Source organism: Stenotrophomonas sp. Steno-Z2 (assembly GCF_056393235.1).
In genome coordinates this window covers 89499-116227 of sequence record NZ_JBWJOY010000009.1, presented here as the reverse complement: position 1 = coordinate 116227, position 26729 = coordinate 89499, and the positions used below count along the sequence as shown (strand labels likewise).

Genomic DNA, 26729 nt, shown 5'->3' with positions numbered 1-26729 from the left:
CGTGGATTCCCCGTGCCGCTCAGCCGCGCGCGGCCGGCAGCATCCGCCGCAGCAGCCCGTCGCGGCGCAGCAGCTGGTGGTGCAGCACCGCCGCCAGGTGCAGCGCGACCAGCACGGCCAGCGTCCAGAACAACCACACATGGGCAGCGTCCAGCAGCTGCCGCAGATCCGGGTTGCGCGCGGTCAGCGCCGGCAGCTGGAACAGGCCGAACCAGGGCAACGGCTGTCCCGCCACCGAGTTGAGCAGCCAGCCGGACAACGGCAGGGCCAGCAGCAGCGCGTACAGCAGCAGGTGGGTGGCGCGCGCGGCGCGCAGCTGCCAGGCCGGCCCGGCCAGCGGCGCGGGCGCGCGCGTGGCCATGCGCACGGCGATGCGCAGCGCCGCCAGCGCCAGCGCGGTCATGCCCAGCGATTTGTGCAGGGCGTAGCACAGCCGGCGCGGATCGCTGCCGCGCTCCATGTCCACCATCAGCAGGCCGATCGTCGCGGTGGCGACGACCAGCAGCAGGCCCAGCCAGTGCAGCCACCGCACCGCCACCGGCCAGCGAGGGGTTGTGTCCATGCCGCGCGCCATGGCGTTCGCCGCGACCACGTCAGTGGAAGAACTCGGCGATCGCCGCCGCGCCGATGAAGGTGCCGGCGGTGGCGGTCAGCGATACCGCGACGATGCGCCAGCCAAGGCGCCGGAACATCGGCAGCTTGCGCGCCACCGAGAAGCCGGCCAGCGCCAGCACGGTGGTGGTGATGCTCATGAACTGCACGCGGTCGACGGTGGAGGCCAGCGCGTCGGCCAGCGGCCAGCCGCCGGGGATCGTCACCAGCGTCGCCGCCACCGCCAGGAACAGCATCAGCGGCAGCCGGCGCAGCACGCGCTTGAGTGCGATGCCGGCCAGCACGATCGCCACCATCGCCGCCACGCCCGGCAGGGTCTGCTGCGGCGGCACGCCGTAGCCCATGTAGTTGCTGAGGGTGATGCCGGCGACCATCAGCAGCAGCGCCACCGCGCTGTCGGCGAAGGAGGGATTCTCGTCCTCCTCGGCCATCGCCGCCTGCGGGTCCAGGTCGTCGGCCGAGGGCGCGCGCCGCGCCAGCGCGGTGCGTCCCAGTACCGGTTCCAGCCGCGCGTACAGCCAGTTGCACAGCGGCAGGGTGATGAACACCGCGAAGTAGAACCCGACCACGCCGGCGATCAGGTTCGCCGCCGCGGCGATGGCGTTCAGCTCCTTGACCATCTCCGGCGCCATGCCGACGGTGATGACGCCCAGCGCGGCCGCCATCAGGCTGCCCGAGCCCATGCCGGCGCCCATCGCCAGCGAACGCGGATCGAAGATGCCCAGCGGCGCGATCACGCTCACCAGCAGGGTGATGAACACCGCGCCCAGCACCGTGCCGGTGATGTACTCGGCGAGCACGCCGCGGCCTTCGGCCGACTGCATGCCGTACTTCTGGCCGATGATGACCAGGCTGTTCTCGCGCCCGATCGAGAAGGTCGCGCCGACCGCCTCGCGCTTGATGCCCAACATCAGCGCCAGCGGCAGCGCCAGCACCATGGTGCCGAAGGCATGGCCCAGTTCCTGGAAGGCCAGCGCCCAGCCGACCTTCTGCAGCTGCGGCATCGAATGCCCGGCCATCAGCCCGAGCTTGACGATGAACAGCAGCAGCGCGGCGTTGAGCAGCTTGCCGGCGTGGCGCTGCAGCGGCACGTCCAGCCGCAGCGCCGCCGGCATGCGTGCGTGCAGCGCGGCCAGCGTCGTGGTCAGCAGCAGCGCCATCAGCATCGGCAGGATCACGATCTTCGACGACCACACCGGCAGCGCGATCGGTCCGATCCATTCGGTCAGGACCGTGACCGCCAGGACCACCAGCAGCAGGAGCCAGAGCCGGCGCGGGGCGGCCGGCGGGGGGGAGGGAGCGGCGTTGGCTGCGGCGTGGGGCATGGTCGGGATCGCTCGTGTTCGGGTCGCAGGGTCGGGTGCGGTACGGGTCGGCGTCAGCGCGCGGGCGTGGGCGGCGCCTTCGGTTCGCCGGCGGTGAACCACTCGGCCGCCGGGATCTCATGGATCAGCACCCGTACCGCCGTGGCCGGCACCGCCAGGTGGACGGTCGCGGCCTCGGTGACGGCGCGGGCGAAGGCCTGTTTCTGCCCGGCGCTGCGACCGGCCAGGATGTGCGCGTGCAGGATCGGCATGGTTCAGTCCTCGACGTGGAAGCCGCAGCGGCCGAGCGATGCGACCTCCAGCGACACGTGGATGCCGGGCCGCAGCGCGCAGGCGGCGGTGGCGCCGCCTGCCAGCACGATGTCGCCGGGCTGCAGGCTCTCGCCGGCCTCGGCGACCACGCGCGCGGCGGCCACCAGCGAGCGCAGCGGGTGGCCGAGGATCGCGGCGGTGGAACCGAACGCCTGCGGGCGGCCGTCGAAGTCCAGCACCAGGCCGAGGTTGTCCAGGTCGGTGGCCGGGCTGCGCCAGGGGCCGACCACGAAGCCGGACGAGGAGCTGTTGTCGGCGACCACGTCGGTCAACGAGAAGCGGAAGTCCTCGTAGCGCGAATCGATGATCTCCAGCGCCGGCGCCACCGCGTCGATCGCGGCCAGCGCCTGCGGCGCGGTGACCGCGCCGGCCAGCGGGCGCCCGACCAGGAAGGCCACTTCCGGCTCCACCCGCGGATGCACGTAGTCGCCGATGCGGATGGAGCCGCCGTCGTCGACCCGCATCGACGAGGTCAGGCGGCCCCAGATCATGTCCGACACGCCCATCTGCACCATCTTGGCGCGGCTGGTGAAGCCCATCTTGATGCCGATGCGGCGTTCGCCGCGGCGCAGCCGGCGTTCGATGCTCAGGCGCTGGATCGCATAGGCCTGCTGCAGGCTGATGGCCTGCTCCAGCTGCGGGGTGGCGGTGGCGTGGCGGGCGGCGTCGTCCAGGCGCGCGGCCAGCGCGTCGATGTCGATGGCGGTCATGCGGTCTGTCCTTCGGAAGTGCGGTTGCGCGCCAGCAGGTCCAGCGCGACGTCGACGATCATGTCTTCCTGTCCGCCGACCATGCGCCGGCGTCCCAGCTCGACCAGGATCGAGCGCACGTCCAGGCCGTGGTCGGCGGCGGCCTTCTCGGCATGGCGCAGGAAGCTGGAATAGACGCCGGCGTAGCCCAGGCTCAGGGTCTCGCGGTCCACCCGCACCGGGCGGTCCTGCAGCGGCCGCACCAGGTCGTCGGCCGCATCCATCAGCGCGTACAGGTCGCAGCCGTGCTCCCAGCCCATGCGGTCGGCCGCGGCGATGAACACCTCCAGCGGCGCGTTGCCGGCGCCGGCGCCCATGCCGGCCAGCGAGGCGTCCACCCGGGTCACGCCGTTCTCCACCGCGACGATGGAGTTGGCCACGCCCAGCGACAGGTTGTGGTGGGCGTGGATGCCGATCTGGGTTTCCGGGCGCAGCGCGTCGCGCAGCGCCCGCACGCGCTCGCGCGTGGCGTCCATGGTCAGCGCGCCGCCGGAGTCGGTCACGTACACGCAGTACGCGCCGTAGCTCTCCATCTTCAGCGCCTGCTCGGCCAGCTGGGCCGGCGCGGTCATGTGGCTCATCATCAGGAAGCCGGCCACGTCGATCTCCAGCCGGCGCGCTTCCTCGATGTGCTGGCGGGCGACGTCGGCCTCGGTGCAGTGGGTGGCCACGCGCACCGAGCGCACGCCGGCGGCCACCGCCTCGCGCAGGTCGTGCACGGTGCCGATGCCGGGCAGCAGCAGGGTGGTCAGCTTCGCCTGCTGCACGCTCTCGCGCACCGCGGCGATCCATTCCAGGTCCGAGTGCCGGCCGAAGCCGTAATTGAAACTGGAGCCGGCCAGGCCGTCGCCGTGCGCCACCTCGATGGCCGCCACGCCGGCGCGGTCCAGCGCGGCGGCGATGGCGCGGGTGTGGTCCAGCCCGTACTGGTGGCGGATGGCGTGCATGCCATCGCGCAGGGTCACGTCCTGGATGTAGAGCCGGTTCATCGCGCGCCCTCCTCGGTGGCGGTGTCCAGGGAAACCTCGACCATGCGCTCGGCCGCGGCCAGCGCCGCGGAAGTCATGATGTCCAGGTTGCCGGCATAGGCCGGCAGGTAGTGACCGGCGCCCTCGACCTCGAGGAACACCGACACCTTCAGCCCCGGCGCGGCGTCGGCGCGGCCGAGGATGGCCGCGCACGCGGCGGCGTCGAGCGCTTCGAACTGCACCTGCTGCTTGAGCCGGTAGCCGGGCACGTAGCCGGCCACGTCGGCGACCATCGCCTGGATCGAGGCGGCGATGGCGGCCGGGTCGCCGCCTTCGGTCAGGCAGTAGACCGTGTCGCGCATGATCAGCGGCGGCTCGGCCGGGTTGAGCACGATGATCGCCTTGCCGCGCTGCGCGCCGCCGACGGTTTCCAGCGCGCGCGAGGTGGTCTCGGTGAACTCGTCGATGTTGGCGCGGGTGCCGGGGCCGGCCGACCTGCTGGCGATGGAAGCGACGATCTCGGCGTAACGCACCGGCGCCGCGCGCGCCACCGCGGCCACCACCGGGATGGTGGCCTGGCCGCCGCAGGTGACCATGTTGATGTTGCCCGCGGCCAGGTGCTGGTCCAGGTTCACCGCCGGCACCACGTAGGGGCCGACCGCGGCCGGGGTCAGGTCGATCACGCGCTTGCCGTCGGCCCGCAGCAGGCGGTCGTGGCCGACGTGGGCGCCGGCCGAGGTGGCGTCGAACACGATGTCGATGCCGGCGTACTCCGGCATCGCGCGCAGGCCTTCGATGCCGTCGTGGGTGGTGGCCACGCCGAGCCGGCGCGCGCGCGCCAGGCCGTCGGACTGCGGGTCCACGCCGACCATCGCCGCCATCTGCAGGTGGCGGCCGTGGCGCAGGATCTTGATCATCAGGTCGGTGCCGATGTTGCCGGAACCGATCACCGCGACGTTGCGCTTGCTCATGGGTTCACTCTCCGCGGAAGGCGGCCGCGACCCGGCCCAGGCCGGAGATGCGGGCTTCGAAGACGTCGCCCGGGTGCGCCACGGCCATCGGCCCCAGCGCCCCGGACAACACGGTGTCGCCGGCGCGCAGCGGACGGCCGATGCGCGCGGCGGTCCGCGCCAGCCACACCACCGCGTTGAGCGGGTTGCCCAGGCAGGCCGCGCCGCAGCCGAGCGATACCGGCTCGCCGCGCTGCTCCAGGCTCATGCCGCACAGGCGCAGGTCCAGCGCGTCGATCTTCTTCGGCGCGCCGCCGAGCACGTAGACGCCGGAGGAGGCGTTGTCGGCGATGGTGTCGAGGATGCCGATCTTCCAGTCGCGCACGCGGCTGTCGACCACCTCGATGGCCGGCAGCGCGTAGCCGATGGCGCCCAGCACGTGCCCCAGCGTCGGCCGTTCCGCGTCCAGGTCGCGGTCGAACACGAAGGCGATCTCGGCCTCGACCTTGGGCTGGATCAGGCGGCCGAGCGCGATCTCCTCGCCGTCGCCATGGGCCATGTCGTCGAACAGCATGCCGTAGTCGGGCTGGTCCACGCCCAGCTGCCGCTGCACCGCCACCGAGGTCAGGCCGATCTTGCGCCCGGACAGGCGCCGGCCGCCGGCCAGCGCCTGCTCGGTGAGCAGGTGCTGGGCCGCGTAGGCGGCGTCGATGCCGCCGGATTCGAGCAGCGGCGCGACCGGTTCGCAGGCCGTGACGCTGCGTGCGGCCTCGCCCAGCAGGCGCGCGGCCTCGCGCACCGGCGCGGTGCCGGCCAGCGCTTCAAAGCTTGATGCAGACATTGCGCAGCTCCGTATAGAACTCCAGCCCGTGGACGCCGCCTTCGCGGCCGATGCCCGACTGCTTGGCGCCGCCGAAGGCGGTACGCAGGTCGCGCAGGAACCAGCAGTTGACCCAGGCCACCCCGACCTCGATGGCCGCCGCCACGCGGTGCGCGCGCGACAGGTCGCCGGTCCAGATCGAAGTGGCCAGCCCGTAGGGACTGTCATTGGCCGCGGCCACCGCTTCGTCCTCGCGGTCGAACGGGGCGATGTGGCAGCACGGCCCGAAGATCTCCTCGGTCAGCACCGCCGAGTCGGCCGCCAGGCCGGTCCAGATGGTCGGCTCCACCCACCAGCCGCCGGCCAGCGGCGCCGGCAGCGCCGGCACGCCGCCGCCGGTGACGATGGTGGCGCCCTCGTTGCGCGCGCGGGCGTAGTAGGACAGCACCTTGTCGCGGTGCGCCTTGCTGATCAGCGGGCCGAACGTGGTGCCCTCCGCGTTCGGGTCGCCCGGGCGCAGCGCCTCGGCCGCCTGCTTCAGGCGCGCGACGAAGGCATCGAAGATTGGCCGTTCGACATACAGGCGCTCGGTGCCCAGGCAGACCTGGCCGCTGTTGAGGAAGGCCGAGCGGGTGATGCCGGCGACGGCTGCGTCCAGGTCGCAGTCGGCGAACACCAGCGCCGCGTTCTTGCCGCCCAGTTCGAAGGAAACCGGGCGCACGCCTACCGCCGCGGCCTTCATGATCGCCGTGCCGGTGCGGGTCTCGCCGGTGAAGGTGATGCCGTTCACGTCCGGGTGCTCGGTCAGGTACTGGCCGGCGCTGTCCGGGCCGAAGCCGTGCACCACGTTGAACACGCCCGGCGGCACGCCGGCGTCGTTCATCACCTCGGCCAGCAGGGTGGTGGTGCTCGGGGTTTCCTCCGAGGGCTTGACCACCACGGTGTTGCCGAACGCCAGCGCCGGGGCCACCTTCCAGGTCATCAGCAGCAGCGGCAGGTTCCATGGGCAGATCACCGCGATCACCCCGCGCGGCGTGCGCAGGCCATAGTTGAGCGCGGTGCCGCCATCGGGCGTGGGCGAGCGGAACGCCTCGGTGGCGCCGTGCGCCAGCTGGTCGGCGAACACGTCAAAGTTGGCCGCCCCGCGCGGGATGTCCAGGTGGCTGGCCAGGCTGCAGGGCTTGCCGGTGTCGCGCACCTCGGCGGCGACGAACTCGTCGAAGCGGGCGCGGATGCCGTCGGCCAGCCGGCGCAGGATCGTCGCGCGCTCGCCGTCGGTCAGCCGGCCCCAGGGGCCGTGCAGCGCCTCGCGCGCCGCGCGCACCGCCTGGTCGACGATGCCGGCGTCGGCCTCGTGGACATGCCCCACGACCTGGCCGGTGGCCGGGTCGATATTGGCGAACGGAGGCCGGCTGGAGGTGACCGGGCGGCCTGCGATGTAGTGCGTGATGACGGTGGGAGCGGGCGCTTGCGCTGCAATGGTGTTCATGCGGTTTCCGTGGTCGAATCCATAAATTACGAAATTTATTCCGTTTCCTCGTGGTGCTTCGGGGGCCGGATGTCTCTCGTTTATCAGCCAAACGCCAATGTTTGTTGGGCTGATGCTCGAGCGGCGATCATGCCAGACAAATTTCGCAATGTCTGCAAAATATCGAAATTAAATTTGACAGTGCGATGGGACTCTGCTCTGATCCGTCCCACGCCCACGTTCCGGAGATGCACCCTGATGGCCGCCGTTCCCGATTCCGTCCTTGCCTTGGCGCCGCGCATGGCCGACTGGCGCCAGCGCATCCATGCCTGGCCCGAACTGGGCTTCGAGGAGGAGCGGACGTCGGCGCTGGTGGCCGAGGTGCTGCGCGGGCTGGGGCTGGAGGTGCATACCGGCCTGGGCGGCACCGGCGTGGTGGCGGTGATCGATTCCGGCCGGCCGGGCCCGTCGATCGGCCTGCGCGCGGACATGGACGCGCTGCCGATGGACGAGCACAACGAGCTGCCGTACCGCTCGCAGCGCCCGGGCGTGGCCCATACCTGCGGCCACGACGGCCACACCGCCGCGCTGCTGGGCACCGCCGAGCACCTGGTGAAACACCCGCCGGCCAGCGGCCGCGTGGTGCTGGTGTTCCAGCCGGCCGAGGAAGGCGGCCGCGGCGCCATCCGGATGATCGAGGACGGCCTGTTCGAGCGCTGGCCCTGCGACGAGGTCTACGCCTTCCACAACATGCCGGCGCTGCCCGGCGGCCAGGCCAGCGTGCGCGCCGGCGCCACGCTGCAGTCGCTGGCGGTGTTCGAGATCGCCATCGAGGGCGTCGGCGGCCACGCCGCCGCGCCGCACCGCGCCAACGACCCGCTGCAGGTCGCCGCGCGCCTGGCGGTGGAAATCAGCGCCATCGTCGGCCGCCACATCGACCCGATGGAGGCGGCGCTGATCAACGTCGGCAGCCTGCAGGCCGGCACGACCCACAACATCATCCCGTCCACCGCCTCGCTCAGCGGCACCCTCCGCTCGCTGTCGCGCGAGGTCCACGACGAACTGCTCAAGCGCCTGCGCGCGCTGTGCGAGGGTTACGCGCAGATCTCCGGCTGCAGCATCGAGCTGCGCATCCCGCATTCCTGCCCGCCCTGCGTCAACGCGCCGGAACAGGCCGCGCTGGCGGCACAGGCGCTGGGCGACGTGCTGGGCGCGGACAACGTCAGGACCGACATGCGCGCCTATCCGTTCTCCGACGATTTTTCCTACATGCTGGAGCGGTGGCCGGGCGCCTACCTGTTCCTGGGCATGGACAGCGCCATGTGCCACCACCCGACCTTCCGTTTCGACGACCAGCTGCTGCCGGTGGCGGCGGCGGTGTTCGAGCGGATCGTGCGCCGGCGACTGGGCTGAACCCGCGCCGCCGCTCGTTCCGTCACCACGGCCCACCGCGACAACTGAGGTACCGCGTCATGTCGATCGTCATCGAGCAACTGCGTTACGTCGTCCTTGGGACCCGCGACCTGGAGGCGGCCGCGCGCTTCGCCGGCGCCGAACTGGGGCTGCAGGCATTGCCGCCGGGCACCGGCGAACAGGCGTTCCGCTCCGACGAACGCCAGTACAGCCTGGTCTATTCCAGTGCGGCACCGCGACGCCATGCGGTGGGGCTGGAACTGCGCGACGAGGCGGCGCTGCTGGCGGCACTGCAGGCCCTGCAGGCGCGCGGCATCGCCGCCGCGCGCGACGCCACGCTGGCGGCACGGCGCAACGTGCGCGCGCTGGCCGCGTTCACCACGCCGGGCGGCCTGTGCCTGGAACTGGTGGTGCGGCCGCAGAACCAGGGCTGGCGGTTCTTCCCCGCGCGCGACAGCGGCGTGGCCGGGCTGGCGGCGCTGGCCCTGCGCAGCACTGACGTGGCCGCCGACGAAGCGCTGCTGGTGGACCTGTTCGGCCTGCAGGTACGCGACTGGATCGGCGATGCGGCCTACCTGGGCATGGACGCGGCGCACCACCGGCTGGCGTTGTTCCCGGCCGCGGCGGCCGGCGTGCTGGCGGTGGAGTTCGAGGTGCAGGGGCTGGACCAGGTGATGCAGCAGTACCACCGCCTGCGCGCGCTGCCGCAGGCCGTCGCCCACGGTCCCGGCCGCCGGCCCGTATCGGGCCAGGCGTTCGTGACCTTCGCCGGCCCCGACGCGGTGTACTACAGCTTCGTTGCCGAGGGCGAGCGCATCGACGCGGCCTCGGCGCGGCGCCCGCGCCAGTTCGCGATGGGCGCCGATGCGCACTGCGCCTGGGGCAGCGACTGCGCCATCGCCGAGCTGGTGGCCGGGGCCGCGGTGCAGCGGCCATCGCTGCGCGGGGTGCCCAGCGCATGATCCACCTGCGCGACGTCAGCTACGTGCGCCTGGGAACCCGCGACCTGGAAGGCGCCACGCGCTACGCCACCGCCATCCTTGGCCTGGAAGTGGCCGAACGCGGCCACGGCGCGGCCTACTTCAAGTCCGACCAGCGCGAGCACACGCTGTGCTATTTCGAGGGCGATCCGGCCGACCAGGTCGTCGCCTTCGAAGTGGACACGCGCGCCGAGCTGGACGCGGCCGGCGCCGAGCTCGAGCGCCTGGGGCATCCGGTGCACCGCGGCACCGCCGGCGAGGCGCAGCAGCGCAAGGTGCGCGACTTCATCGGCTTCCGCGATCCCACCGGCAACCGCATCGAACTGGTGTGGCGGCCGCAGATGTCCGCGCGCCGCTACCACGGCACGCGCGACGCCGGCATCACCGGTTTCAGCCACGTCGGCCTGTGCACCACCGACGCCGCGCGCGACGAGGCGTTCTGGACCTCGGTGTGCAACGCGCGGGTCAGCGACCGCATTGGCGACGCGCCGTTGCTGCGCATCGACGAGGTCCACCACAAGATCGCGCTGTTCCCGACCACCCGCGCCGGCATCCAGCACATCAACCACCAGGTGGCCAGCGCCGACGACGTGCAGCGTTCGCTGCACCACCTGCGCGGCCACGGCATCCCGGTGGTGTTCGGGCCCGGCCGCCATCCGACCTCGGGCGCGCGCTTCCTGTATTTCGAAGGGCCCGACGGCATGGTCTACGAGTATTCCTCGGGCGTGAGCAGCATCGCCGACGAGCTGCTGTACCGCGAGCGCCAGTTCGAGTTCGCGCCGCCGGGCTTCTGCATGTGGGGCGCCGAGCCGCAGATCCGGGAGTTCCGCAAGTGAGCGCGCAGCTGGAAGCGCTGGCGCGCAGCGTGCGCGTGGCGGCGCGCGCGCTGGGCCGCGCCGGGCTGGTGCATGCCTACGGGCACTGCAGCGCGCGCATCGATGCGACCTCGTTCCTGGTCGCGCCGTCGCGGCCGCTGGGCCTGGTACGCCCGGGCGAACGCTGCACGGTAGTGCCGCTGGACGGCGACCTGCCCGAGGGCGTGCTGCCGGAAGTGCGCATCCACCGCGAGATCTACCGCCGGCGCCCGGATGTCGGCGGCGTGGCGCGGATCCAGCCGCCGAAGCTGATGAGCCTGAGCGTGCTTGGCCGCACGCCGCTGGCACGGCACGGCTTCGGCGCCTATTTCCACCCACAGCCGCCGTTGTGGGACGACCCGCTGCTGCTGCGCTCGGACGTGCAGGCGCGGCGCCTGGCCGAGCAGCTCGGCGACGCGCGCGCCATCGTCATGCGCGGCAATGGCGCGGTCACCGCCGGACATTCGCTGCAGGCGGCGGTGGTGCTGGCCTGGTACCTGGAAGACGCCGCGCGCGTGGAACTGGACTGCCTGTCCGCTGCCGCGCACACCCTGCCGACCTGCCTGAGCGAGGAGCAGTCCGCGGTCCGCGCGACCTGGGACGGCCGCCTGCTCGAGCGCATGTGGGACTACCTCACCGCGGGCGACGCCGAGCTGGATTGAGCCGCCGCCCGCCTCTCCACCACCCGAAGACGGAAGAAAGACCGATGAAGACCCTGCTGAACGCGTCGCTGCTGGCGGCGCTCGGCCTGGCCGGCCATGCCGCGGCCGCCGACAACTGCGCCTCGGCCGACGACACCAAGGTGATCCGCCACTACTACGCGCAGACCCGCCCGGGCGCCCCGCCGCCGGCGGTGGCGCGGCTGTTCCGCATGGACGAGACGCGCGTGGTCAGCGCGCTGGAGCCCGCGCAGGCCTACGGCGTGCGCTCCAACCGCCTGCTGTTCGACGAGGTCTGGAAGTCGGTCGACGCCTGGGGCGCGGACACCCGCATCGGCATCGTGTTCACCTCCGGCGGCATGCACGTGTGGAACTTCCCGAGCAAGGTGCCGCAGACCCAGTCGACCAGCACGCCCATCTGGTACGACATGTACGCCGATGGCGGCGCCGGCGTGCATGGCCACATCACCCCGCAGGAAGTGGACCAGATCTGGGCGCTGCAGATCCCCACCAAGGAAGCGGACAAATTCACCCGCATCCTCGGCTTCTACGACAGGCAGGGCGCGCTGATCGTCGGCCTGTACGTGTCCGAGGGCGTGAAGGACTTCGATCCCCGGGCGGTGGCCGGCTTCGAGCGGACCCGCGAACTGCTGCGCACCCAGCCGCGGATCTGCGCGGCCGGCTAAGTCCCCTGTTCCCGCGCCGCCGGCGGCGCGGGAGCCAGGCGCGGCAGGCGCGTCCGCACTTCCAGTCCGGGGCGGTTGTCGAGCAGTTCGACCTGCGCGCCATGGGCGCGCGCCACCGCTTCGACCAGCGACAGGCCCAGGCCGCTGCCGGCCGTGGTGCGGCTGCGCTCAAGCCGGTACAGGCGGCGGAACACGTGCGCATGCTCCTGCGCCGGAATGCCCGGGCCGTCGTCGGACACGCTTACCGTCACCGCATCCGCGCGGGTTCCGGCGCGCAGCGTCACGTGGGCGCCGGCGGGGCAGTGCCGGCAGGCGTTCTCCAGCAGGTTGGAGAACAACTGGCCGAGCAGGTCGCGGTTGCCGGCCACCCGCAGGTCCGGCGCGATGTCCGCGTGGAAATGCTGGCCGGCGGCCTCGAACGCGGGCTGGTGCACTTCGGCCAGCGTTTCCAGCAGTTCCGACAGCGGCACCGGCGCCTGCTGCAGCAGGCGCGGGTCGCCGCCGATCTGGGCGATGTGCAGCAGCGAGGCGAAGGTACGCAGCGCCGTGTCGACCTCGCTGGTGGCGCGCTCGAGCACGCCATGCAGGGCATCGACATCCCGCAGCCTGCGGCCGCGTTCGAGCTGCTGGCGCAGCCGGCCCAGCGGCGTGCGCAGGTCGTGGGCGATGTCGTTGGAAACCTGGTGCAGGGAATCGGCCTGCGCGTCGATGCGGTCGAGCATGTGGTTGACGCTGGCCGCGAGCCGGTCGAATTCGTCGCCGCCGTCGCCCACCGGCAGCCGCCGCGCCGGCTCGCCGAGCGCGATGGCGCGGGTATCGCGCACGATGCGCTCGACCCTGCGCAGCATCAGGTGGCTCATCAGCGCGCCGCCGGCCAGCGCCAGCGCCAGTACCGCCAGCAGCGCGTAGCCGATGTCGCGCAGCAGCGCGCCCTGCAGGTCGGTGAACTCCTCGATCGCCTTGCCGGCCTCGCCCACGGCCAGGTAGCGGCCGTCGCGCAGCTGCAGGCCGTACGCGCGCACCGTGCGCATCTCGTCGGGCCTGTCGCCCTTGGGCATGCGGAACCAGAACCGGCCTTCGACGCGCCCGGCCTGCGCCGGCGCGTTGCCGGCGATCAGGCGACCGTCGCGCTCCTGCAGTACGTAGCGCATCGACTTGAGCAGGGGCTGGCGCAGGCGCTGTTCGAGCAGCGCCCGCACCGCCGGCGTGCCGCCGTCCTGTTCGGCGCGGCGCAGGTACTGCACCTCGCGCTTGACGATCTCGTCCTGCAGGTGGGTGGCGTAGCCGCGGATCTCCAGGTAGCCGATGCCCAGCAGGATCGCCACCGAGGCGGTGAACAGCGCCGCGTACAGCAGGGTCAGGCGGAAGCTGCTGGTACGCAGCAGGCGTGGCAGCGGCATCGGCGTCACTCCGGATCGGCGCCGGCGTCCAGGCGGTAGCCGGCGCCGCGCACGGTGTGGATCAGCGCCTGCCCGTGCGGCCGGTCGATCTTGGCGCGCAGGCGGCTGATGTGGCTGTCCACCACGTTGGTCTGCGGGTCGAAGTGCAGGTCCCAGACGTGTTCGAGCAGCATGGTGCGGGTGACCACCTGGCCGGCGTGGCGGGCCAGGTATTCGAGCAGGCGGAACTCGCGCGGCTGCAGGTCCACCGGCTGGCCGCCGCGGCTGGCGGTGCGCGCCAGCAGGTCGATCTCCAGGTCGTGCACCTGCAGCCGGGTCTGCGCCGACAGCGCGCGCGGCCGCCGCGCCAGCGCTTCGATCCGCGCCGCCAGTTCGGCGAAGGAGAAGGGCTTGACCAGGTAATCGTCGCCGCCGGCCTTGAGCCCGAGCACGCGGTCGTCCACGCCGCCCAGCGCGGTCAGGAACAGCACCGGCACCTGCGAGCCGGCGCTGCGCAGCGCCTTGACCAGCGACAGCCCGTCCAGCCCCGGCAGCATGCGGTCCACCACCACGACATCCGGCGCCGCCTCGTCCATCGCCAGGTACAGGCCGTCGCGGCCATCGACCGCGTGCACCACCTGGTGCCCTTCGGCGCGCAGGCCGTCGCCGATGTACTCGGCCGTTTCCTGGTCGTCTTCCACCAGCAGGATCTGCATCCGCCGCTCCCACGTCATCGCGGCCTGCAGGATAGCCGCGCGCCGCCGCCATCGCAGGTTACCGCTGCGCAATGTGGCGGGCAGGCGCGGGTAATGGCGGCGCGCCGAGCATGGCGGTCCGTTCCACCGCCGAGATCGACGCCATGCCCGCCATCCCGCTCCTCCGTCCCGCCGTCGCGCTGTGCCTCCTGCTCGGTGCGGGCGCCCCCGCGCTGGCCGGTCCCTACGAGACCGGCAGCACCAGCACCGCCAGGGGCATCAAGTTCAAGAGCAACGTGCAGCTCAAGCACGGCGCCGACAAGGACACCTGGGTGCTGCCCAAGTTCGGCGTCGGCGGGCCGCTGGCCGACAACCTCGAACTGACGATGGGCACCGGCTACGGCCGCATCGAGCGTGCCGACGGCCGCGACAGCCACGGCATGCGCGACCTGTCGGTGGGCATGAAGTGGCGCCTGCTCGACGAACAGGGCCGGCGTCCGGCGCTGGCCATCGAACCGTCGCTGAGCCTGCCGACCGGGGACCGCGCCAGCGGCATCGGCAAGGGCGCCTACGCGCTGGAGCTGCCGGTGCGCGCCAGCCGCCGTTTCGGCGACATGCGCCTGACCGGCGAAGCCAGCATGCAGCGCACCTTCGGCCGCGATGCCGACAAGCTCGGCGCCGGGCTGCTGCTGGAGTACGTCGCCGCGCCGCACTGGTCGTGCGGGATCGAACTGGTCGCCGATGCGCCGCGGCAGGACCTGGGGGCGCGCGAGCTGCGCCTGAACATCGGCGCGAAGCGGCGCATCGGCCGCCACCTGCAATGGCAGGCGCTGGCTGGCCGCAGCGTCGACGATCCGCGCGGCGGCCGCACCAGCACCGTCAAGCTGGCGCTGGAATACCTGCTATGAGGCGTCCTTCTGCCCGGCGCCCAGCGCCGCCACGGTCCTGCGCACCTCGTCGTAGGTGCGCATGAGGTGGTCGTGGGTGAGGCGGCAGGCGCGCAGCGCGTTGCGCTCCAGCGTCGCCTCGAAGATCGCCTGGTGCTCGTCCTGCACGAAACGCTTGCCGCGCGAGGCGCTCAGCGACACCCGGCGGTAGCGTTCGGCCTGGTGGTAGAGCAGTTCCTGCAGCTTGATCAGCCACGGCGAATCGCAGGCCGACACCAGCGCGTAGTGGAACTGGCGGTTGCGCTCTTCCCAGGTGTCGAGCAGTTCCTGGGGCGCGCCTTCGCCGCGCCCCAGCACCTCGCCCTCGACTTCGTTGAGCGCGTCGTAGGTGTCGCGCACGCGCGCTTCCCAGGCCTCGTCGCCACGCTCGATGGACAGACGCAGCGCTTCGGTTTCGATCAGGTTGCGCACCCGCGAGATGTCGTCCAGTTCCTCCAGCGACAGCGGCGCCACCCAGAACCCGCGCTGGTCCTCGGTCTTCACCAGCTGGTCGCCCACCAGCCGCGCCAGCGCCTCGCGCAGCGGCGACATGCCGATCTCGTAATGCTGGACCAGCGCCTCCAGCTTGAGCTTGCCGCCGGGGGGCCACTGGCCGTGGACGATGTCGCGGCGCAGGCGCTGGTAGGCGCGTTTGGCCAGGGTGCGGGCGGTGGTGGCCGGGGCGGAGGCTGGGGTCGTCATGCGTACAGTGTGGGGCGGGAATTTCGAAAATCAAATTCCGTGCTGTGCTGCAGCATTCCCCGCATTAATTTCGACAACGTGGAATTCGCTATCGTTTTGTGAATTCTTCAAGTCATTGTTTTTGAAGGATCGTATGGATTGCCTACCTGTGAGACTGGCTATCATCCGCATGGATATGGCAAAAATATCGTAATTTTCGTTGACACCTTGACGCGCTCTTGCTGTGATCCGGGTGCACTCCGGCGCCAGGCGCCGGCCTTCGGAACGTGGATGGGGCATCGGCCCGGGCCCGGGAACGGCCACTGCCGGCGACATGCGGGCAGCGCGGGCGTCCATCCGTCAGCCACAGTGAATGCGGGGGAATGATGAGCAGTCGAGCAGGGAAACAGCGGGTTCTGGCCAGCGGATTTTCGATATTGGCGGTGTGCATCGCCGGTGCGCTGCAGGCGCAGGAAGCGCCGGTGCAACTGGATACGGTGGTCGTCACCGGCACCAACATCCGCGGCGCGACGCCGGCGGGCAACGAAGTGATGGTGATCGGCGCCGAGCAGATCCAGGCCAGCGGCAAGGCCACGGTGGCCGACTTCCTGCGCGAACTGCCGGCCAACTTCGCCGGCGGCGTGGGCATGAGCGACAACATCCAGGGCTCGGACAGCAGCGTGGCCGGCTCCAACATGACCGGCGGCCAGGGCGTGAACCTGCGCGGCCTGGGCGCGCTGTCCACCCTGGTGCTGGTCAACGGCCGCCGCGTCGCCGCCGCCGGCCAGTACGGCGATTTCGTCGACATCTCGACCATCCCCAGCAACGCGGTCGACCACATCGAGATCCTGCTCGATGGTGCCTCGGCGGTGTACGGCTCGGACGCGGTCGGCGGCGTAGTCAACATCATCCTCAAGCGCAGCGACGACGGCGCCCGTACCACGGTCCGCCTCGGCAACGCCACCGAGGGCGGCAACAGCCAGCTGCAGATCGGCCAGACCTGGGGCCGGCAGTGGAACGGCGGCGGCATGATCGTCGGCTACGAGTACGACCGGCAGGACGCGCTGGCCGCCACCGACCTGGGCATCTACCGTTCCGGCAGCGATTTCAGCGACCGCGGCGGCGTGAACTGGCGCCGTGCCGGCGCCCGCGCGGGCGCGGCGGCCAACCAGTTCAACACACCCACCGCCAACGGCTGGGGCACGCCGGCGCGGCGCATCTCCGGCTCCGGCCTGGTCGCGGTCACCGACGGCGTCGGCAACACCCACGACGCCTGGGACAAGGTGGACATCCTGCCGGAGATGGAACGCCACAGCGCCTTCGTCGGCTTCGAGCAGGAAGTGGGCTCGGCCGACCTGTACGGCGACCTGCGTTATACCCGCCGCCGCGGCACCTACAACCAGGGCTACCAGGCGCTGTACGGCACCCTCGGCCCGGACAATCCGTACCTGATCCCGGGCGTGGCCAACAACTACGGCGTACTGATCGACGACCGCCCGCTGCAGCGCGAGGTCGGCGTGGACAGCATCGCCGCGACCCTGGGCGCCGGTTTCGACCTGGGCGGCAGCTGGCGCGGCGAGGCCACGCTGAGCTACAGCCGCGACGAACAGTTCCGCAACTCCGACGTGCAGCGCAACGCCAACATCTACGACTACCTGCCCACGCCCGCCGGCGGCAGGGTGCAGGCGCCGACCGCGATCCAGTGCAGCCAGGGCCTGCCGGGCAACGCCACGCCGGCGCAGCTGGCCTACTGCGCCGGACTGAACTACACCGCGTTCAACCCGTGGACCACCGACCCGCTGTCCGAGCAGGTGCTGTCGCAGCTGATCGGTTACGAGAACCTGGACTTCACCTCGTGGCTGGCGCAGGCCAGCTTCAAGGTCGACGGCGACCTGTTCGCGATGCCCGGCGGCACCGCCAAGCTGGCCGCGGGCATCGATTACCGTCGCGAGAACATCGGCGGCGAACTGGACTTCAACTGGCGCTCGACCTCCAGCAAGCACGAAGTGTTCGGCACCACCGAGCGCGACGTCGGCGCGGTGTTCGCCGAGCTGGCCTTCCCGCTGATCGGCAAGGACAACGCCTCGCGCTTCGCGCAGAAGCTGGACCTGTCGCTGGCCGGCCGTTACGAGCGCAGCCGCGGCATGGGCGACTTCTCCACCTTCAACCCGAAGGTCGGCCTGGACTTCAAGCCGATCGACGACCTGACCCTGCGCGCCAGCTGGGGCACCTCGTTCCACGCCCCGCCGATGCGCTACGCCTACGACGGCGTGCAGCCGATCACCGGCGGCAACGGCGCGTTCCTGCGTGCGGACCTGTACCGCGCACCCTGCGACACCACCGTGGTCCCGCTCAACGGCGTGTCCAACACCGCGGCCGGCTGCACCTTCAACGCGATCGTGGTCTCCGGCGGCGCCGGCCCCACGCTGAAGCCGGAAGAGGCCAGGACCTGGACCGTGGGCTTCGACTGGAAGCCGGAATGGGCACCGGGCCTGCACGCCGGGGCGAGCTACTTCAACCTGAAGGTCGACGACCGCATCGTGCGCATCCAGGCCGGACAGCTGGGCGGCATCCTCAACGACCTGTTCACCAAGGGCACCACGCCGTACATCGACAGCTTGGAGATCAACCCGGGCGTGGACCGCGTGCGCCAGATCATGGAGAACGACCCGCGCTATCTCGGCCAGCTCGGCGCCGGCCCGGTGATGGGGCCGGCGGACGTGGCGATGATCGTCAATGCCACCCAGCTCAACCTGGCCTCGCTGCGGATGGACGGCTTCGACTTCAACCTCGATTACGGTTTCGACACCCGTTACGGCGGCTCGCTGGAGTTCTTCAACCGCGGCACCCTGCTGAAGTCCTACGAGATCGAGGCCACGCCCGGCGCCGGCTACGTCGACCGCCTCGGCCGGTACAGCGCCGCCGACGGCTCCAGCCCGGTCAAGCTGCGTTCGATGCACGGCGTGAAGTGGTACTACGGCAACCTCAACGCATCGCTGACCATGAACTACGTGGACGACTACCAGTGCGTGGCCGGCTGCTTCCTGCCCAACGCCCAGGGCCTGCCGGTGGCGGCGACCGCGCCGGTGAAGATCAAGGCGTGGAAGACCTTCGACTTCCACCTCGGCTACGACCTGTCCGGCATCGGCGGCCTGTTCCACGATTCGCGGCTGAGCTTCACCGCCATCAACCTCACCAACAGCGCGCCGCCGTTCTTCGACACCGGCACCACCGCGGCCGTCGATACCCTGCCGGACCCCTATGATCCGGCCAACGCGACGGTGCTGGGCCGCAGCCTGGTGCTGTCCTTCGACAAGCGCTGGTAAGCAACGCAGGCCTGTCCCGGCATCGCGCCGGGCAGGCCGGGAGACAGAGCAATGATGAAAGCAGCAACCGTGATGCTGGCGCTGGGCCTCGGCCTGGCGCCGGCGATGGCGACGGCCGCACCGGGCCACCCTGCCGCGCCGGCCGCCGCGCCGCTGCAGGTCAAGGGCGCGCAGCAGTTCGATCTGGAGGCCGCCGACGGGCGCGCCTACCGCATCTTCGTCTCGGTGCCGGACAAGCCGGCGCCACGCTCCGGCTACGGCGCGCTCTACGTGCTGGACGGCAATGCCATGTTCCTCACCGCCATGGAAACCGTGCGCGCCATGGAGCGCCGCCCCGACGTGCCGCGCGACCTGGCGACGGTGGTGGTGGGCATCGGCTACCCCGACGGCGTGGACATCGGCACGGCGCGCACCCTGGACCTGACCCCGCCTGGCAGCGGCAACCCGCGCATCACCGCCGCGTCCGGCGGCGCCGACGCTTTCCTCGAGTTCATCGAGGACACGCTCAAGCCGCGCATCGCCGCGCTGGCGCCGGTCGATCCGGCGCGCCAGGCGCTGTTCGGGCATTCGTTCGGCGGCCTGTTCGTGCTGCATTCGATGTTGCGCAGGCCCGATGCCTTCGCCGTGCGTGTCGCCGCCAGCCCATCGATCTGGTTCGACCGCGCCGACATCGCGCGGCAGCTGGCCGACACCCTGGCCGCGCGCCCGCCGCAGGCGCCGCCGCTGCGGCTGCTGCTGACCGCGGGCGAGTACGAGCAGGCGCTGTCGCCGCTGGCGCACTCGCGGCCCAATGTCGCCAAGCTGGCGCTGCTGCAGAAGGAACGCGCGCAGGTGGACAGCAGCCGCGCGCTGGCGGCCGCGCTGGCCGAGCGCACCGCGGTGGACGCGCGCTTCGATGAGATCGCCGGCGAGGACCACGGCACCGTCATCCCCGCGGCGATCAGCCGCGCGGTGTCGTTCATGCTGATGCCGCAGCTGGAGGTGCCGCCCGTACCCACGGCCGCCGCGTACTGGCAGATGACGCCGGAACAGCGCTACGACCTGCGCATGTGGGTGCGGCAGCTGCCCGACCGCCAGCGCATCCCCTGGCTGACCGGCCTGCGCGACACCCTGCACGACGGCCTGAGCAAGGAGCAGGTGCAGACCCTGCACGAGGAGCGCAACCGCATGGATGCCGAGCAGGGCAGCAAGCCGCACGAAGTGAACGCACCGGCGCGCTGAGCCGCGTGATCGTGGCGACGCCCGCGTCCGCTCCGGGCGCGGGCGCCATTGTTTCCAGGCACCCGCCTGGCGGCAGGGTCCATCGAGGCGTATAAGCTGTGCCTGTCGGCGGTCGGAACAGGGATGGCGATGGATCTGCAGGCAAGTGCGGGCGAAGCATCGGCTTCGACCGCACGCATCAACTATGTGCTGATCGATTACGAGAACGTGCAGCCGGAATCGCTGGAGCAGTTGGAGCGGCCGGACTTCCGCGTGATCGTGTTCGTCGGCGCCAGCCAGGCGAAGATATCGTTCCAGGTGGCTGCGGCATTGCAGCGGATGGGGCGACATGCCGAGTACGTGAAGATTGCCGGCAACGGCCCGAATGCGGCCGATTTCCATATCGCCTGGTACATGGGGCGCCTGGCGGAGGCCGATCCCCGGGGGTTCTTCCATGTCATCTCTGGCGACACCGGCTTCGACCCGCTGATCCGGCACCTCAAGGACAACCGGATATTTGCGTGCCGCTCCCCCGCCATTACGCGGATGCCGTGCTTCGCGCCGGCCGCGCCACCGCTGGAGCAGGAAGCGCGGCTGCAGCTTGTCCTGCAACGGCTTGCGGGCATGACCCGGCCGGCGCGGGTGAAAACCCTGGAAAGCGCGCTGGATTCCATGTTCGGCAAGAAGCTGCCGCGGGCCGAGGTCCAGCGGCTCATCGCCGTGCTGCGCGAGCGGGGCTACGTGAAGGTATCGGGAGCCGCCGTTTCCTATGCACTGCCCGGGGCATGAGCGCCGCCTGACGGCCGTGGCCGCCGTTCCAGCCACCAAAGCAACGCCGCCACCAGCACGAAGCCCAGCAGCCACGGCCAGCGCGGGCCCGGCACCGGCAGCGCCGTGGTCGCGGCAGCGCCGCTGCCGCCGCGCAGGGCCGAGGTGGCCTCGCGCGTGGCCTGCGCATGCAGGGCGCGGGCGTCGGCCGGGTCGATGACCTGCACGCCGGCGCTGGCGTCGCCGGCGACGACGCGGTGCCAGCCGGCCTGTCGCGGCCACCAGCCGCTGCAGTTGCCGGCGCGCGGGTCGGCCAGCAGCGGCGTGGTGCTGCCGTCGGGCGCTTCGATCCGCGCGCCGTCGGGCAGCCCGCACAGCGCGGCGCGTTCGCCGGCCCAGGCCCAGGCGGGCAGCGCGGCCGGCGGCGATGCCGGCAGCGGCCGCGCCAGCGTCGCCAGCACGCGGTTCCACAGTTCGGCGTGGGCCCCGGCGTGGCCGGCGAGCACCAGGGTGTAGCTGTCGACGACCGGCAGCACGCCGATGCGCCCGCGGCCGACCGCGCGCCAGCCGCCGATCGCGCTGCCGTCGGCGGCGCGCAGCAGCGGCACCACGCCGGTGTCGGCGAACGCCAGGTCGAAGCGCTCGATGTCCAGCGTCGCCGGCGCGCTGCCCTCGTCGCCGGCGGCATCCGCATCGGCATCGCGCAGTTTCACCGTGGCCGTCTGTTCGCCGCCGCGCGCCTCCAGCCCCCAGTCGCGCAGGGCACGGCGGGCATTGCCGTCGAGCGCGCCGCCCAGGCGTACCAGCACGCCCAGGCCCTCGCGCATGGCCGCGGCGATGGCTGCGCGCTGCGCCGAGGACAGCGCCGCCAGGCGGCGTTCGTCGAGCACCAGCAGGTCGAGCCGGGCGAGGCTGGCGGCGTCGATGGCCTGCGGCGCATCGCCCAGCTGCACGCCGCCGCCGACGCTGATGCCGGTCTGCAGGCTGGCGCCCGTGTCCGCGGCCCAGCGCTGCAGGTATTTCAGTTCCGGCCCGGGCGCGCCGGCGAGCAGGCGCAGCGCCGGCGCCGGCACGGACCGCACCCGCACCGGCACCGGCAGCTGGTCGAGCACCTTGCCGTCGCCGTCGAGCGCGCGCAGTACGAACGCGACATCGCCGGCGTCGCGCGCGCTGGCGGCCAGGCGCGCGCGGCCGTCGGCGCCGGGCGCGGCGATGGCGACGCGATGCCCGGCCGGATCGAGCAGTTCCACCCGCGCCTGCGGCAGGCCCTGCACGCGCGTGCCGACCTCGAACCGCGCGCCGGCGGCCAGCGGTGGCGGCGCCTGCAGTTCGACCAGCCCACGCGGCGCGGCGCCGGAATGGAAGCGCAGCGGCGGCAGCGCGGTGTCGCGGTCGCGCGCCGGCAGGCCCTGGCCGACGACGACGAGGTCGCGCGTGCCCGGGTGCCGGCGCAGCGCGGTGGCCAGGTCGGGCACGCGCGCCACGCCCGCCAGGGTCGGTGCTTCCGGCAGGCGCAGCCGCACGGCGGCCGGTACGGCCGCCAGGTCCGCGGCGGTGGTGCCGGCGCTGGCGAGCAGCAGGGTATCGGCGGGCACGGCGTGCCGCGGCGGGAACAGGGCCAGCGCGAGCAGCAGCGCCGCCGCCAGTTGCAGTACCAGCAGCAGGCCCAGGCGCGGCAGCGGCGGCCGTGGCGGCAGGCACAGGCGCAGGCTGGCGAGCAGCACGGCCGCGGCGATGAGCGCGACGGGCAGCCAGAAGATCATCGGGCGTTCTCCTGCGGCGCCGCCAGCGCATCCAGATAACGGCGGCCCATGGCGTCGGCGGCGTCGCGCCGCGCCGGCGGGCCGGGCGCGCGCGGCAACGCCGGCCACAGCTGGTCGCGCAGGCGCTGCCGGCACGCGCGGCACTCCGGCTGCTGGCGCAGTTCGTCGATGGCGGCGGCGATGTCGAGCGGGTCGGGCACGGCCTGCGGGTGCGCATCGAGCCAGCGCGACAGCGCGTCCAGGTCGACCGCCGCATCCGCCGTCGCCAGCGCCCGCCAGGCATCGGCCGGCGTGGCATCGCCGCGGTCGCGCGGCGGCAGCCGCAGGCCGCGGCTGCCCAGGCCCTCGCGCTTGCCGCCCATGCGCCGCGTCATGTCGATCGGCGGCAGCTCGGGACCGACCCGCGCCAGGTAGACGCGCTCGGCCTGCTGCACCTGCTTGATGAAGCCCAGCGCCTTGTAGGCATAGGGCAGCGCCCTGTCGGGATGGCCCTGGCGCAGCTCGCCTTCGGACTGCCACATCTGGTCGAGCGCGGCCTTGAGGATGGCGCGGGTCTGCGGATCGAGCAGGGTGGCGGCCTCGGCGTGGTCGTGGGTGTGGCCGTATTCGGCGAGCACGTCGGTGGCGCTGCCGAACGCGGGCGCGCTGCCGTCGCTGGTTTCGGCGTGGTCGTGATCGTGGCCGTCGTCGTGCGCGTGCTCGCTGGCCGCTGCGTCGCCGGTAGGCGCATGGTCGCCGGTCGGCGGCGGTTTGGCGCCGCCCTCGGCCTCCTCGCCGAGGAACTGGCCGTAGCGCAGGCGCAGGATGCGCTGGTCCACGCCGATGGCGTCCGAGCGGCGGGTGAAGGTGTCGGCGTCGAGCGCGCCGCGCTGTTTCAGCAGCGCCTCGGCGTCGAGGATGATCTGCCGCTGGCTGCGGAAATAGGCCGGCATCACCTTCTTGATCGCGCCTTCCAGGTCGCTGGTCTGTACTTCCTGCTCGCTGGGCAGGCGCAGGATCAGGCTGGGGCTGCGCGCTTCCTGCGGCTGCGGCGCGCGGTTGTCGCGCACGCCCAGGCGCGCGACCACCTCGTCGCCGGGGCCGACGCCCAGCGCCGCCAGGTCGACGTCGTAGGCGAAGCGGCGCGCGGTGGCGGTACCGCTGCCGGACAGTGCGACGCGGCGCTGCTGGAAATCGATGTTCTCGCCGCTGCCCTTGGCGGTGGTGAGTTCCAGCACCGCGCCGGCGGCGACGCCGAAATCGTCGCTGGCCTCGAAGCGCAGCGGCCAGCGGCGCTGGTGCGGCGCGGCCCGGGTGAGCGTCTGCGCCGGTTCGATCACCTTCACCTGCGGCGGACGGTCCGGCACCACTTCCAGCCGCCAGGCGCGTCCGGGCTCGGCCAGCGCCGGTTCGGCGACGATGCGGTACAGGCCGGAACGCTGCAGGGTTTCGCTGGCCTGCCAGCGCTCGCCGTCGCGCTGCAGCGGCAGGCGGCGGCCGTCGTGGAACTGCAGCCACGCGCGCTGCGGCTGCGGCGCGAAGCGCAGCTGCCAGTGCAGGCGGCTGCCCTGCAGGGCGCGCGCGTCGAGCTTCTCGCCGGCGCTGGCCGCTTGGCCGGTGTAGGCCGGCGGCGTCACTTCCAGCCGCGTGCCGCGCAGCGCCGGCGGGGCAGTGGAAGCGACGGCTGCCGGGTTGCCGCCGTGGCTGCCGGCCGGCGCGACGGGCGCACCGCGCGGCCACAGGACGGCGGCCGCGGCGACCAGCAGCGCGACGACGAGGCAGGCCAGCAGGCGCGGCCACGGCCAGCGCGGGCGCAGCTCGGGCGGCATCGCGCGCAGGCGCTGTTCGATGCGCGCGCGCTGGCGCCGCTGCAACGGGTTCAGCGTTTGCGGCGCGGCGAACAGCAGGTCGGCGCTGTCCTCGAAACGCGGCTGCGCGTCCAGGCGCGCGACCAGCCAGCGCGCATCCAGCCGCCGCGCGCGCCAGGTGGCGAACGCGGCGACCGCGAGCAGGGCGAGCGTGAGCACCACGCTGCCGGTGTCGAAACCGGCCACGCGCATCGCCAGCAGGCCGAACGCCAGCGCCAGCGGCACGCCGCCGGCCAGCGCGATCAGCAGCACCCGGCGGCGCGCGCCGCGCAGCAGGGCCAGCGGGCTCATGCCTGCCCCCGGCGCCGGCGCGCGCTGGCCATCCCGCGTTCCAGCAGGAACAGCAGGGCGATGGCGGCCACCAGCCACGGCACCGGTTCGTAGGCCGGCTGCGGCCATGCGTCGGTACCGCTGTCTGGCTGCATTGCGGCCGCCGGTGCCCGCGTGGGGACCGGCGGCGCCTGCAGCAGGTCGCGCAGGCGCTGCGGGAAGCCGGCGTCCAGCAGCGCCGGCATCGTTGCCGGTTGCAGCGGCGCGGCCCAGCGCAGCCACTGCGCGTGGGCGCCATCCACCTGCTCGATCACCGGCGCGCCGCCGTCGTCGCGCCACAGCGGCAGGCGCTGCGTGTTGTCCGGCACCGGCGTGCGCGCATCGACCAGCAAGCGGCCGCCCGCGCGCGCCCATGCCTGCAGGGCGTCGGGAACCGGTGTGGCCGACAGCCAGACGCGCACGCCCTCGCCGTCGGCGAAGGGCTGGTCGTCGCGGGCGATGTCCGCCGGCATGTCAGGGTTCCATGCCCGGGCGACGGCGCGCAGCCACGGCAGGGCGGCGGCACCGGCGTCGTCATGGCGGATGTGCAGGCGCGGTGCCGCCACGACGACGGCAGACGTGGCCGATGGCACGCTCTCCACCACCTGCCAGCGCACCGCGCGCGACAACCGCGGCCGCTGCGCGTCCAGCCCGTCCAGCACCGCGGGCACGACCACGGTGAGCGGCGCGGCGGGCGGCAGCGTCGCATCCAGTTCGCGCAGCAGGCTGGCGAGCGGCTGCGGGGGCGAGGGAACGGTGGGCGCATCGAGCGCGGGAAAGCCTGGCGCCAGCCACAGCCACCGCGCATCGGCGGCCCCGACCGCGCCTCGCGCAGCGGCGATGTCCACGCCGGGTGCCACGGCGACGCGCGGCGCATCGTCCGCGACGCCTTCCAGTGCCGGCCGCGCCAGCAGCACCGCCAGCAGCGCCAGCAGCAGCAGCCGCACCAGCAGCAGCGGCCAGTCGTCGAAGCGGATGCGCCGGCGCGGGCGCGGCCGGGCCGACAGCCAGCGCAGCGCGGCGAAGTCGATCAGCCGCTGCTCGTCGCGCCGCGCCAGGTGGATCAGCAGCGGCAGCAGCAGCGCCGCCAGTGCGGCCAGGCCCGCCGGGAACAGCCACACCAGGCTCATGCGCCGTGGCCTCCGCGGCGACCGGCCAGGCGCTGCAGCGGCGCGTCGATGGCTTCGTCGAGGAAGCCGGTGTCATGGCGGATGCCGGCGGCCTGCAGGCGCGCGTCCAGCGTGCGCCGCGCCTCGGCGAAGCGCGTCAGGTAATCAGCGCGTACCGTCGCGCCGTCGCTGAGCAGCTCCTCGCCGGTTTCCGGGTCGCGGAAGCGGTGGCCGTCGCGGAACGGGAAGTCGCGTTCCTCGGCGGTCAGCAGCTGCAGGTGCATGACATCGCGGCCGGCCCTGGCCAGGCGCTCGGCCAGGGCGATGGCGGCGTCGTCGAAGCCGTCGCCGATCATCACCACCAGGTCGTTGGCGGCGATGCGTTCCCACACCGGCGCCAGCCGTTCCTGCGCCGGCCACCGGCCCTGCGCGCGCAGGGCATGCAGCTGCAGGTGCAGGCGGTCGCGCTGGCGCAGGCCGTGCCCGGCCGGCACCAGGCGCAGGCCCTCGCCGCCGATGGCGACCAGGCCGAAGGCATCGCCCTGCTGCAGCGCCAGTTCGGCGACGCAGGCGGCCAGCGCGCAGGCCGCGTCCAGGCGGGTCCAGTCGCGCCGCGCCTGGTCGGCCTGCGCCATCGACGCGGTGGTATCGAGCAGCAGCCACACCGTGAGCGGGCTTTCGCGTTCGGATTCGCGCACGAAAAAGCGGTCCGAGCGCGCGTAGAGTTTCCAGTCGATCTGGCGCAGTTCGTCGCCGGGCTCGTAGGCGCGGTACTGCGCGAATTCCAGCCCGGCGCCGCGGCTGCGGCTGGCGTGCATGCCGATGCCGCGGCTGCCGCTGGCCCGTTGCGGCAGCAGCCGCAGGCCGCGCAGGCGGCTGCGCACGTCGGCGGGAATCAGCGGTGGCGCGGTGGCGGCCAAGGCGGATGCG

General features: G+C 72.5%; 24 protein-coding genes. 9 read left to right on the top strand and 15 right to left on the bottom strand.

Annotated elements, in window-relative coordinates; genetic code table 11:
- Nucleotides 1-19: 19 nt before the first annotated feature.
- The 8 genes from AC06FP_RS15385 to AC06FP_RS15350 are packed head-to-tail and all read right to left on the bottom strand — an operon-like array spanning nt 20 to nt 7225.
- On the bottom strand, nt 20-562 hold the full coding sequence (locus AC06FP_RS15385; protein ID WP_478076120.1) for a cytochrome b: 543 nt from the start codon (nt 560-562) through the stop codon (nt 20-22).
- A 31-nt stretch (nt 563-593) separates the two neighbouring features.
- Entirely contained in the window at nt 594-1937 is a 1344-nt protein-coding gene (locus AC06FP_RS15380; protein ID WP_478076119.1) for a DUF3100 domain-containing protein, read from the bottom strand.
- Nucleotides 1938-1990: 53 nt separating this feature from the next.
- Nucleotides 1991-2188, bottom strand: a complete 198-nt coding sequence (locus AC06FP_RS15375) for a tautomerase family protein (RefSeq protein WP_478076118.1) — start codon at nt 2186-2188, stop codon at nt 1991-1993.
- 3 nt (nt 2189-2191) lie between these two features.
- The gene (locus AC06FP_RS15370) at nt 2192-2959 is read right to left on the bottom strand and encodes a 2-keto-4-pentenoate hydratase (protein WP_478076117.1); all 768 of its coding nucleotides are present in this window, start codon (nt 2957-2959) and stop codon (nt 2192-2194) included.
- Nucleotides 2956-3987 (bottom strand): 4-hydroxy-2-oxovalerate aldolase, encoded by a 1032-nt coding sequence (gene dmpG, locus AC06FP_RS15365; protein WP_478076116.1) that lies wholly within the window; start codon nt 3985-3987, stop codon nt 2956-2958. The genes AC06FP_RS15370 and dmpG overlap by 4 nt, the downstream gene beginning before the upstream one ends.
- The gene (locus AC06FP_RS15360) at nt 3984-4937 is read right to left on the bottom strand and encodes an acetaldehyde dehydrogenase (acetylating) (RefSeq protein WP_478076115.1); all 954 of its coding nucleotides are present in this window, start codon (nt 4935-4937) and stop codon (nt 3984-3986) included. The genes dmpG and AC06FP_RS15360 overlap by 4 nt, the downstream gene beginning before the upstream one ends.
- A 4-nt stretch (nt 4938-4941) precedes the next feature.
- On the bottom strand, nt 4942-5757 hold the full coding sequence (locus AC06FP_RS15355) for a 2-keto-4-pentenoate hydratase (protein WP_478076114.1): 816 nt from the start codon (nt 5755-5757) through the stop codon (nt 4942-4944).
- On the bottom strand, nt 5738-7225 hold the full coding sequence (locus tag AC06FP_RS15350) for a 2-hydroxymuconic semialdehyde dehydrogenase (protein WP_478076113.1): 1488 nt from the start codon (nt 7223-7225) through the stop codon (nt 5738-5740). Before AC06FP_RS15350 ends, AC06FP_RS15355 begins: the two co-directional genes overlap by 20 nt.
- Nucleotides 7226-7462: 237 nt before the next feature.
- On the opposite strand from AC06FP_RS15350, the gene AC06FP_RS15345 reads away from it, so the two are divergent.
- The 5 genes from AC06FP_RS15345 to AC06FP_RS15325 are packed head-to-tail and all read left to right on the top strand — an operon-like array spanning nt 7463 to nt 11796.
- On the top strand, nt 7463-8617 hold the full coding sequence (locus AC06FP_RS15345; RefSeq protein ID WP_478076112.1) for an amidohydrolase: 1155 nt from the start codon (nt 7463-7465) through the stop codon (nt 8615-8617).
- Nucleotides 8618-8676: 59 nt separating this feature from the next.
- Nucleotides 8677-9579 carry a VOC family protein gene (locus AC06FP_RS15340; protein WP_478076111.1) on the top strand — a complete coding sequence of 301 codons (903 nt, stop codon included), beginning with the start codon at nt 8677-8679 and terminating at the stop codon, nt 9577-9579.
- A complete protein-coding gene (locus tag AC06FP_RS15335) occupies nt 9576-10433 on the top strand; it encodes a VOC family protein (RefSeq protein WP_456117706.1) in 858 nt (285 codons plus the stop codon). The genes AC06FP_RS15340 and AC06FP_RS15335 overlap by 4 nt, the downstream gene beginning before the upstream one ends.
- The gene (locus AC06FP_RS15330) at nt 10430-11113 is read left to right on the top strand and encodes a class II aldolase/adducin family protein (RefSeq protein ID WP_456117707.1); all 684 of its coding nucleotides are present in this window, start codon (nt 10430-10432) and stop codon (nt 11111-11113) included. Before AC06FP_RS15335 ends, AC06FP_RS15330 begins: the two co-directional genes overlap by 4 nt.
- Before the next feature lie 44 nt (nt 11114-11157).
- A complete protein-coding gene (locus tag AC06FP_RS15325) occupies nt 11158-11796 on the top strand; it encodes a ChuX/HutX family heme-like substrate-binding protein (protein WP_478076110.1) in 639 nt (212 codons plus the stop codon).
- Here the strand turns inward: AC06FP_RS15325 and AC06FP_RS15320 are convergent.
- Nucleotides 11793-13196, bottom strand: a complete 1404-nt coding sequence (locus AC06FP_RS15320; protein WP_478076109.1) for a sensor histidine kinase — start codon at nt 13194-13196, stop codon at nt 11793-11795. The two genes, AC06FP_RS15325 and AC06FP_RS15320, sit on opposite strands and share 4 nt — an antisense overlap.
- A gap of 5 nt (nt 13197-13201) precedes the next feature.
- Nucleotides 13202-13891, bottom strand: a complete 690-nt coding sequence (locus AC06FP_RS15315; RefSeq protein WP_456117710.1) for a winged helix-turn-helix domain-containing protein — start codon at nt 13889-13891, stop codon at nt 13202-13204.
- 110 nt (nt 13892-14001) lie between these two features.
- On the opposite strand from AC06FP_RS15315, the gene AC06FP_RS15310 reads away from it, so the two are divergent.
- Nucleotides 14002-14778, top strand: coding sequence for a transporter (locus AC06FP_RS15310; RefSeq protein ID WP_478076108.1), 777 nt, complete (start codon nt 14002-14004; stop codon nt 14776-14778).
- On the opposite strand, the gene AC06FP_RS15305 is transcribed toward AC06FP_RS15310, so the two are convergent.
- A complete protein-coding gene (locus AC06FP_RS15305; protein WP_456117712.1) occupies nt 14773-15498 on the bottom strand; it encodes a GntR family transcriptional regulator in 726 nt (241 codons plus the stop codon). The genes AC06FP_RS15310 and AC06FP_RS15305 overlap by 6 nt on opposite strands.
- A 422-nt stretch (nt 15499-15920) precedes the next feature.
- Between AC06FP_RS15305 and AC06FP_RS15300 the strand changes: the two genes are divergently transcribed.
- The 3 genes from AC06FP_RS15300 (at nt 15921) to AC06FP_RS15290 (ending at nt 20792) form a co-directional block, all read left to right on the top strand.
- On the top strand, nt 15921-18803 hold the full coding sequence (locus AC06FP_RS15300) for a TonB-dependent receptor plug domain-containing protein (protein WP_478076124.1): 2883 nt from the start codon (nt 15921-15923) through the stop codon (nt 18801-18803).
- 54 nt (nt 18804-18857) lie between these two features.
- On the top strand, nt 18858-20024 hold the full coding sequence (locus AC06FP_RS15295) for an alpha/beta hydrolase (protein ID WP_478076107.1): 1167 nt from the start codon (nt 18858-18860) through the stop codon (nt 20022-20024).
- Between the two features lie 123 nt (nt 20025-20147).
- Nucleotides 20148-20792 carry a PIN domain-containing protein gene (locus AC06FP_RS15290; protein WP_456117714.1) on the top strand — a complete coding sequence of 215 codons (645 nt, stop codon included), beginning with the start codon at nt 20148-20150 and terminating at the stop codon, nt 20790-20792.
- Here the strand turns inward: AC06FP_RS15290 and AC06FP_RS15285 are convergent.
- From AC06FP_RS15285 to AC06FP_RS15270, 4 genes are read right to left on the bottom strand one after another with little or no spacing between them, the layout of a single operon-like run.
- Nucleotides 20771-22534 (bottom strand): carboxypeptidase regulatory-like domain-containing protein, encoded by a 1764-nt coding sequence (locus tag AC06FP_RS15285; RefSeq protein WP_478076106.1) that lies wholly within the window; start codon nt 22532-22534, stop codon nt 20771-20773. The two genes, AC06FP_RS15290 and AC06FP_RS15285, sit on opposite strands and share 22 nt — an antisense overlap.
- Nucleotides 22531-24672 carry a hypothetical protein gene (locus tag AC06FP_RS15280; protein WP_478076105.1) on the bottom strand — a complete coding sequence of 714 codons (2142 nt, stop codon included), beginning with the start codon at nt 24670-24672 and terminating at the stop codon, nt 22531-22533. The genes AC06FP_RS15285 and AC06FP_RS15280 overlap by 4 nt, the downstream gene beginning before the upstream one ends.
- Nucleotides 24669-25820 (bottom strand): BatA domain-containing protein, encoded by a 1152-nt coding sequence (locus AC06FP_RS15275; protein WP_478076104.1) that lies wholly within the window; start codon nt 25818-25820, stop codon nt 24669-24671. The genes AC06FP_RS15280 and AC06FP_RS15275 overlap by 4 nt, the downstream gene beginning before the upstream one ends.
- Nucleotides 25817-26719 carry a DUF58 domain-containing protein gene (locus AC06FP_RS15270; protein WP_478076103.1) on the bottom strand — a complete coding sequence of 301 codons (903 nt, stop codon included), beginning with the start codon at nt 26717-26719 and terminating at the stop codon, nt 25817-25819. The genes AC06FP_RS15275 and AC06FP_RS15270 overlap by 4 nt, the downstream gene beginning before the upstream one ends.
- Between the last annotated feature and the right edge of the window lie 10 nt (nt 26720-26729).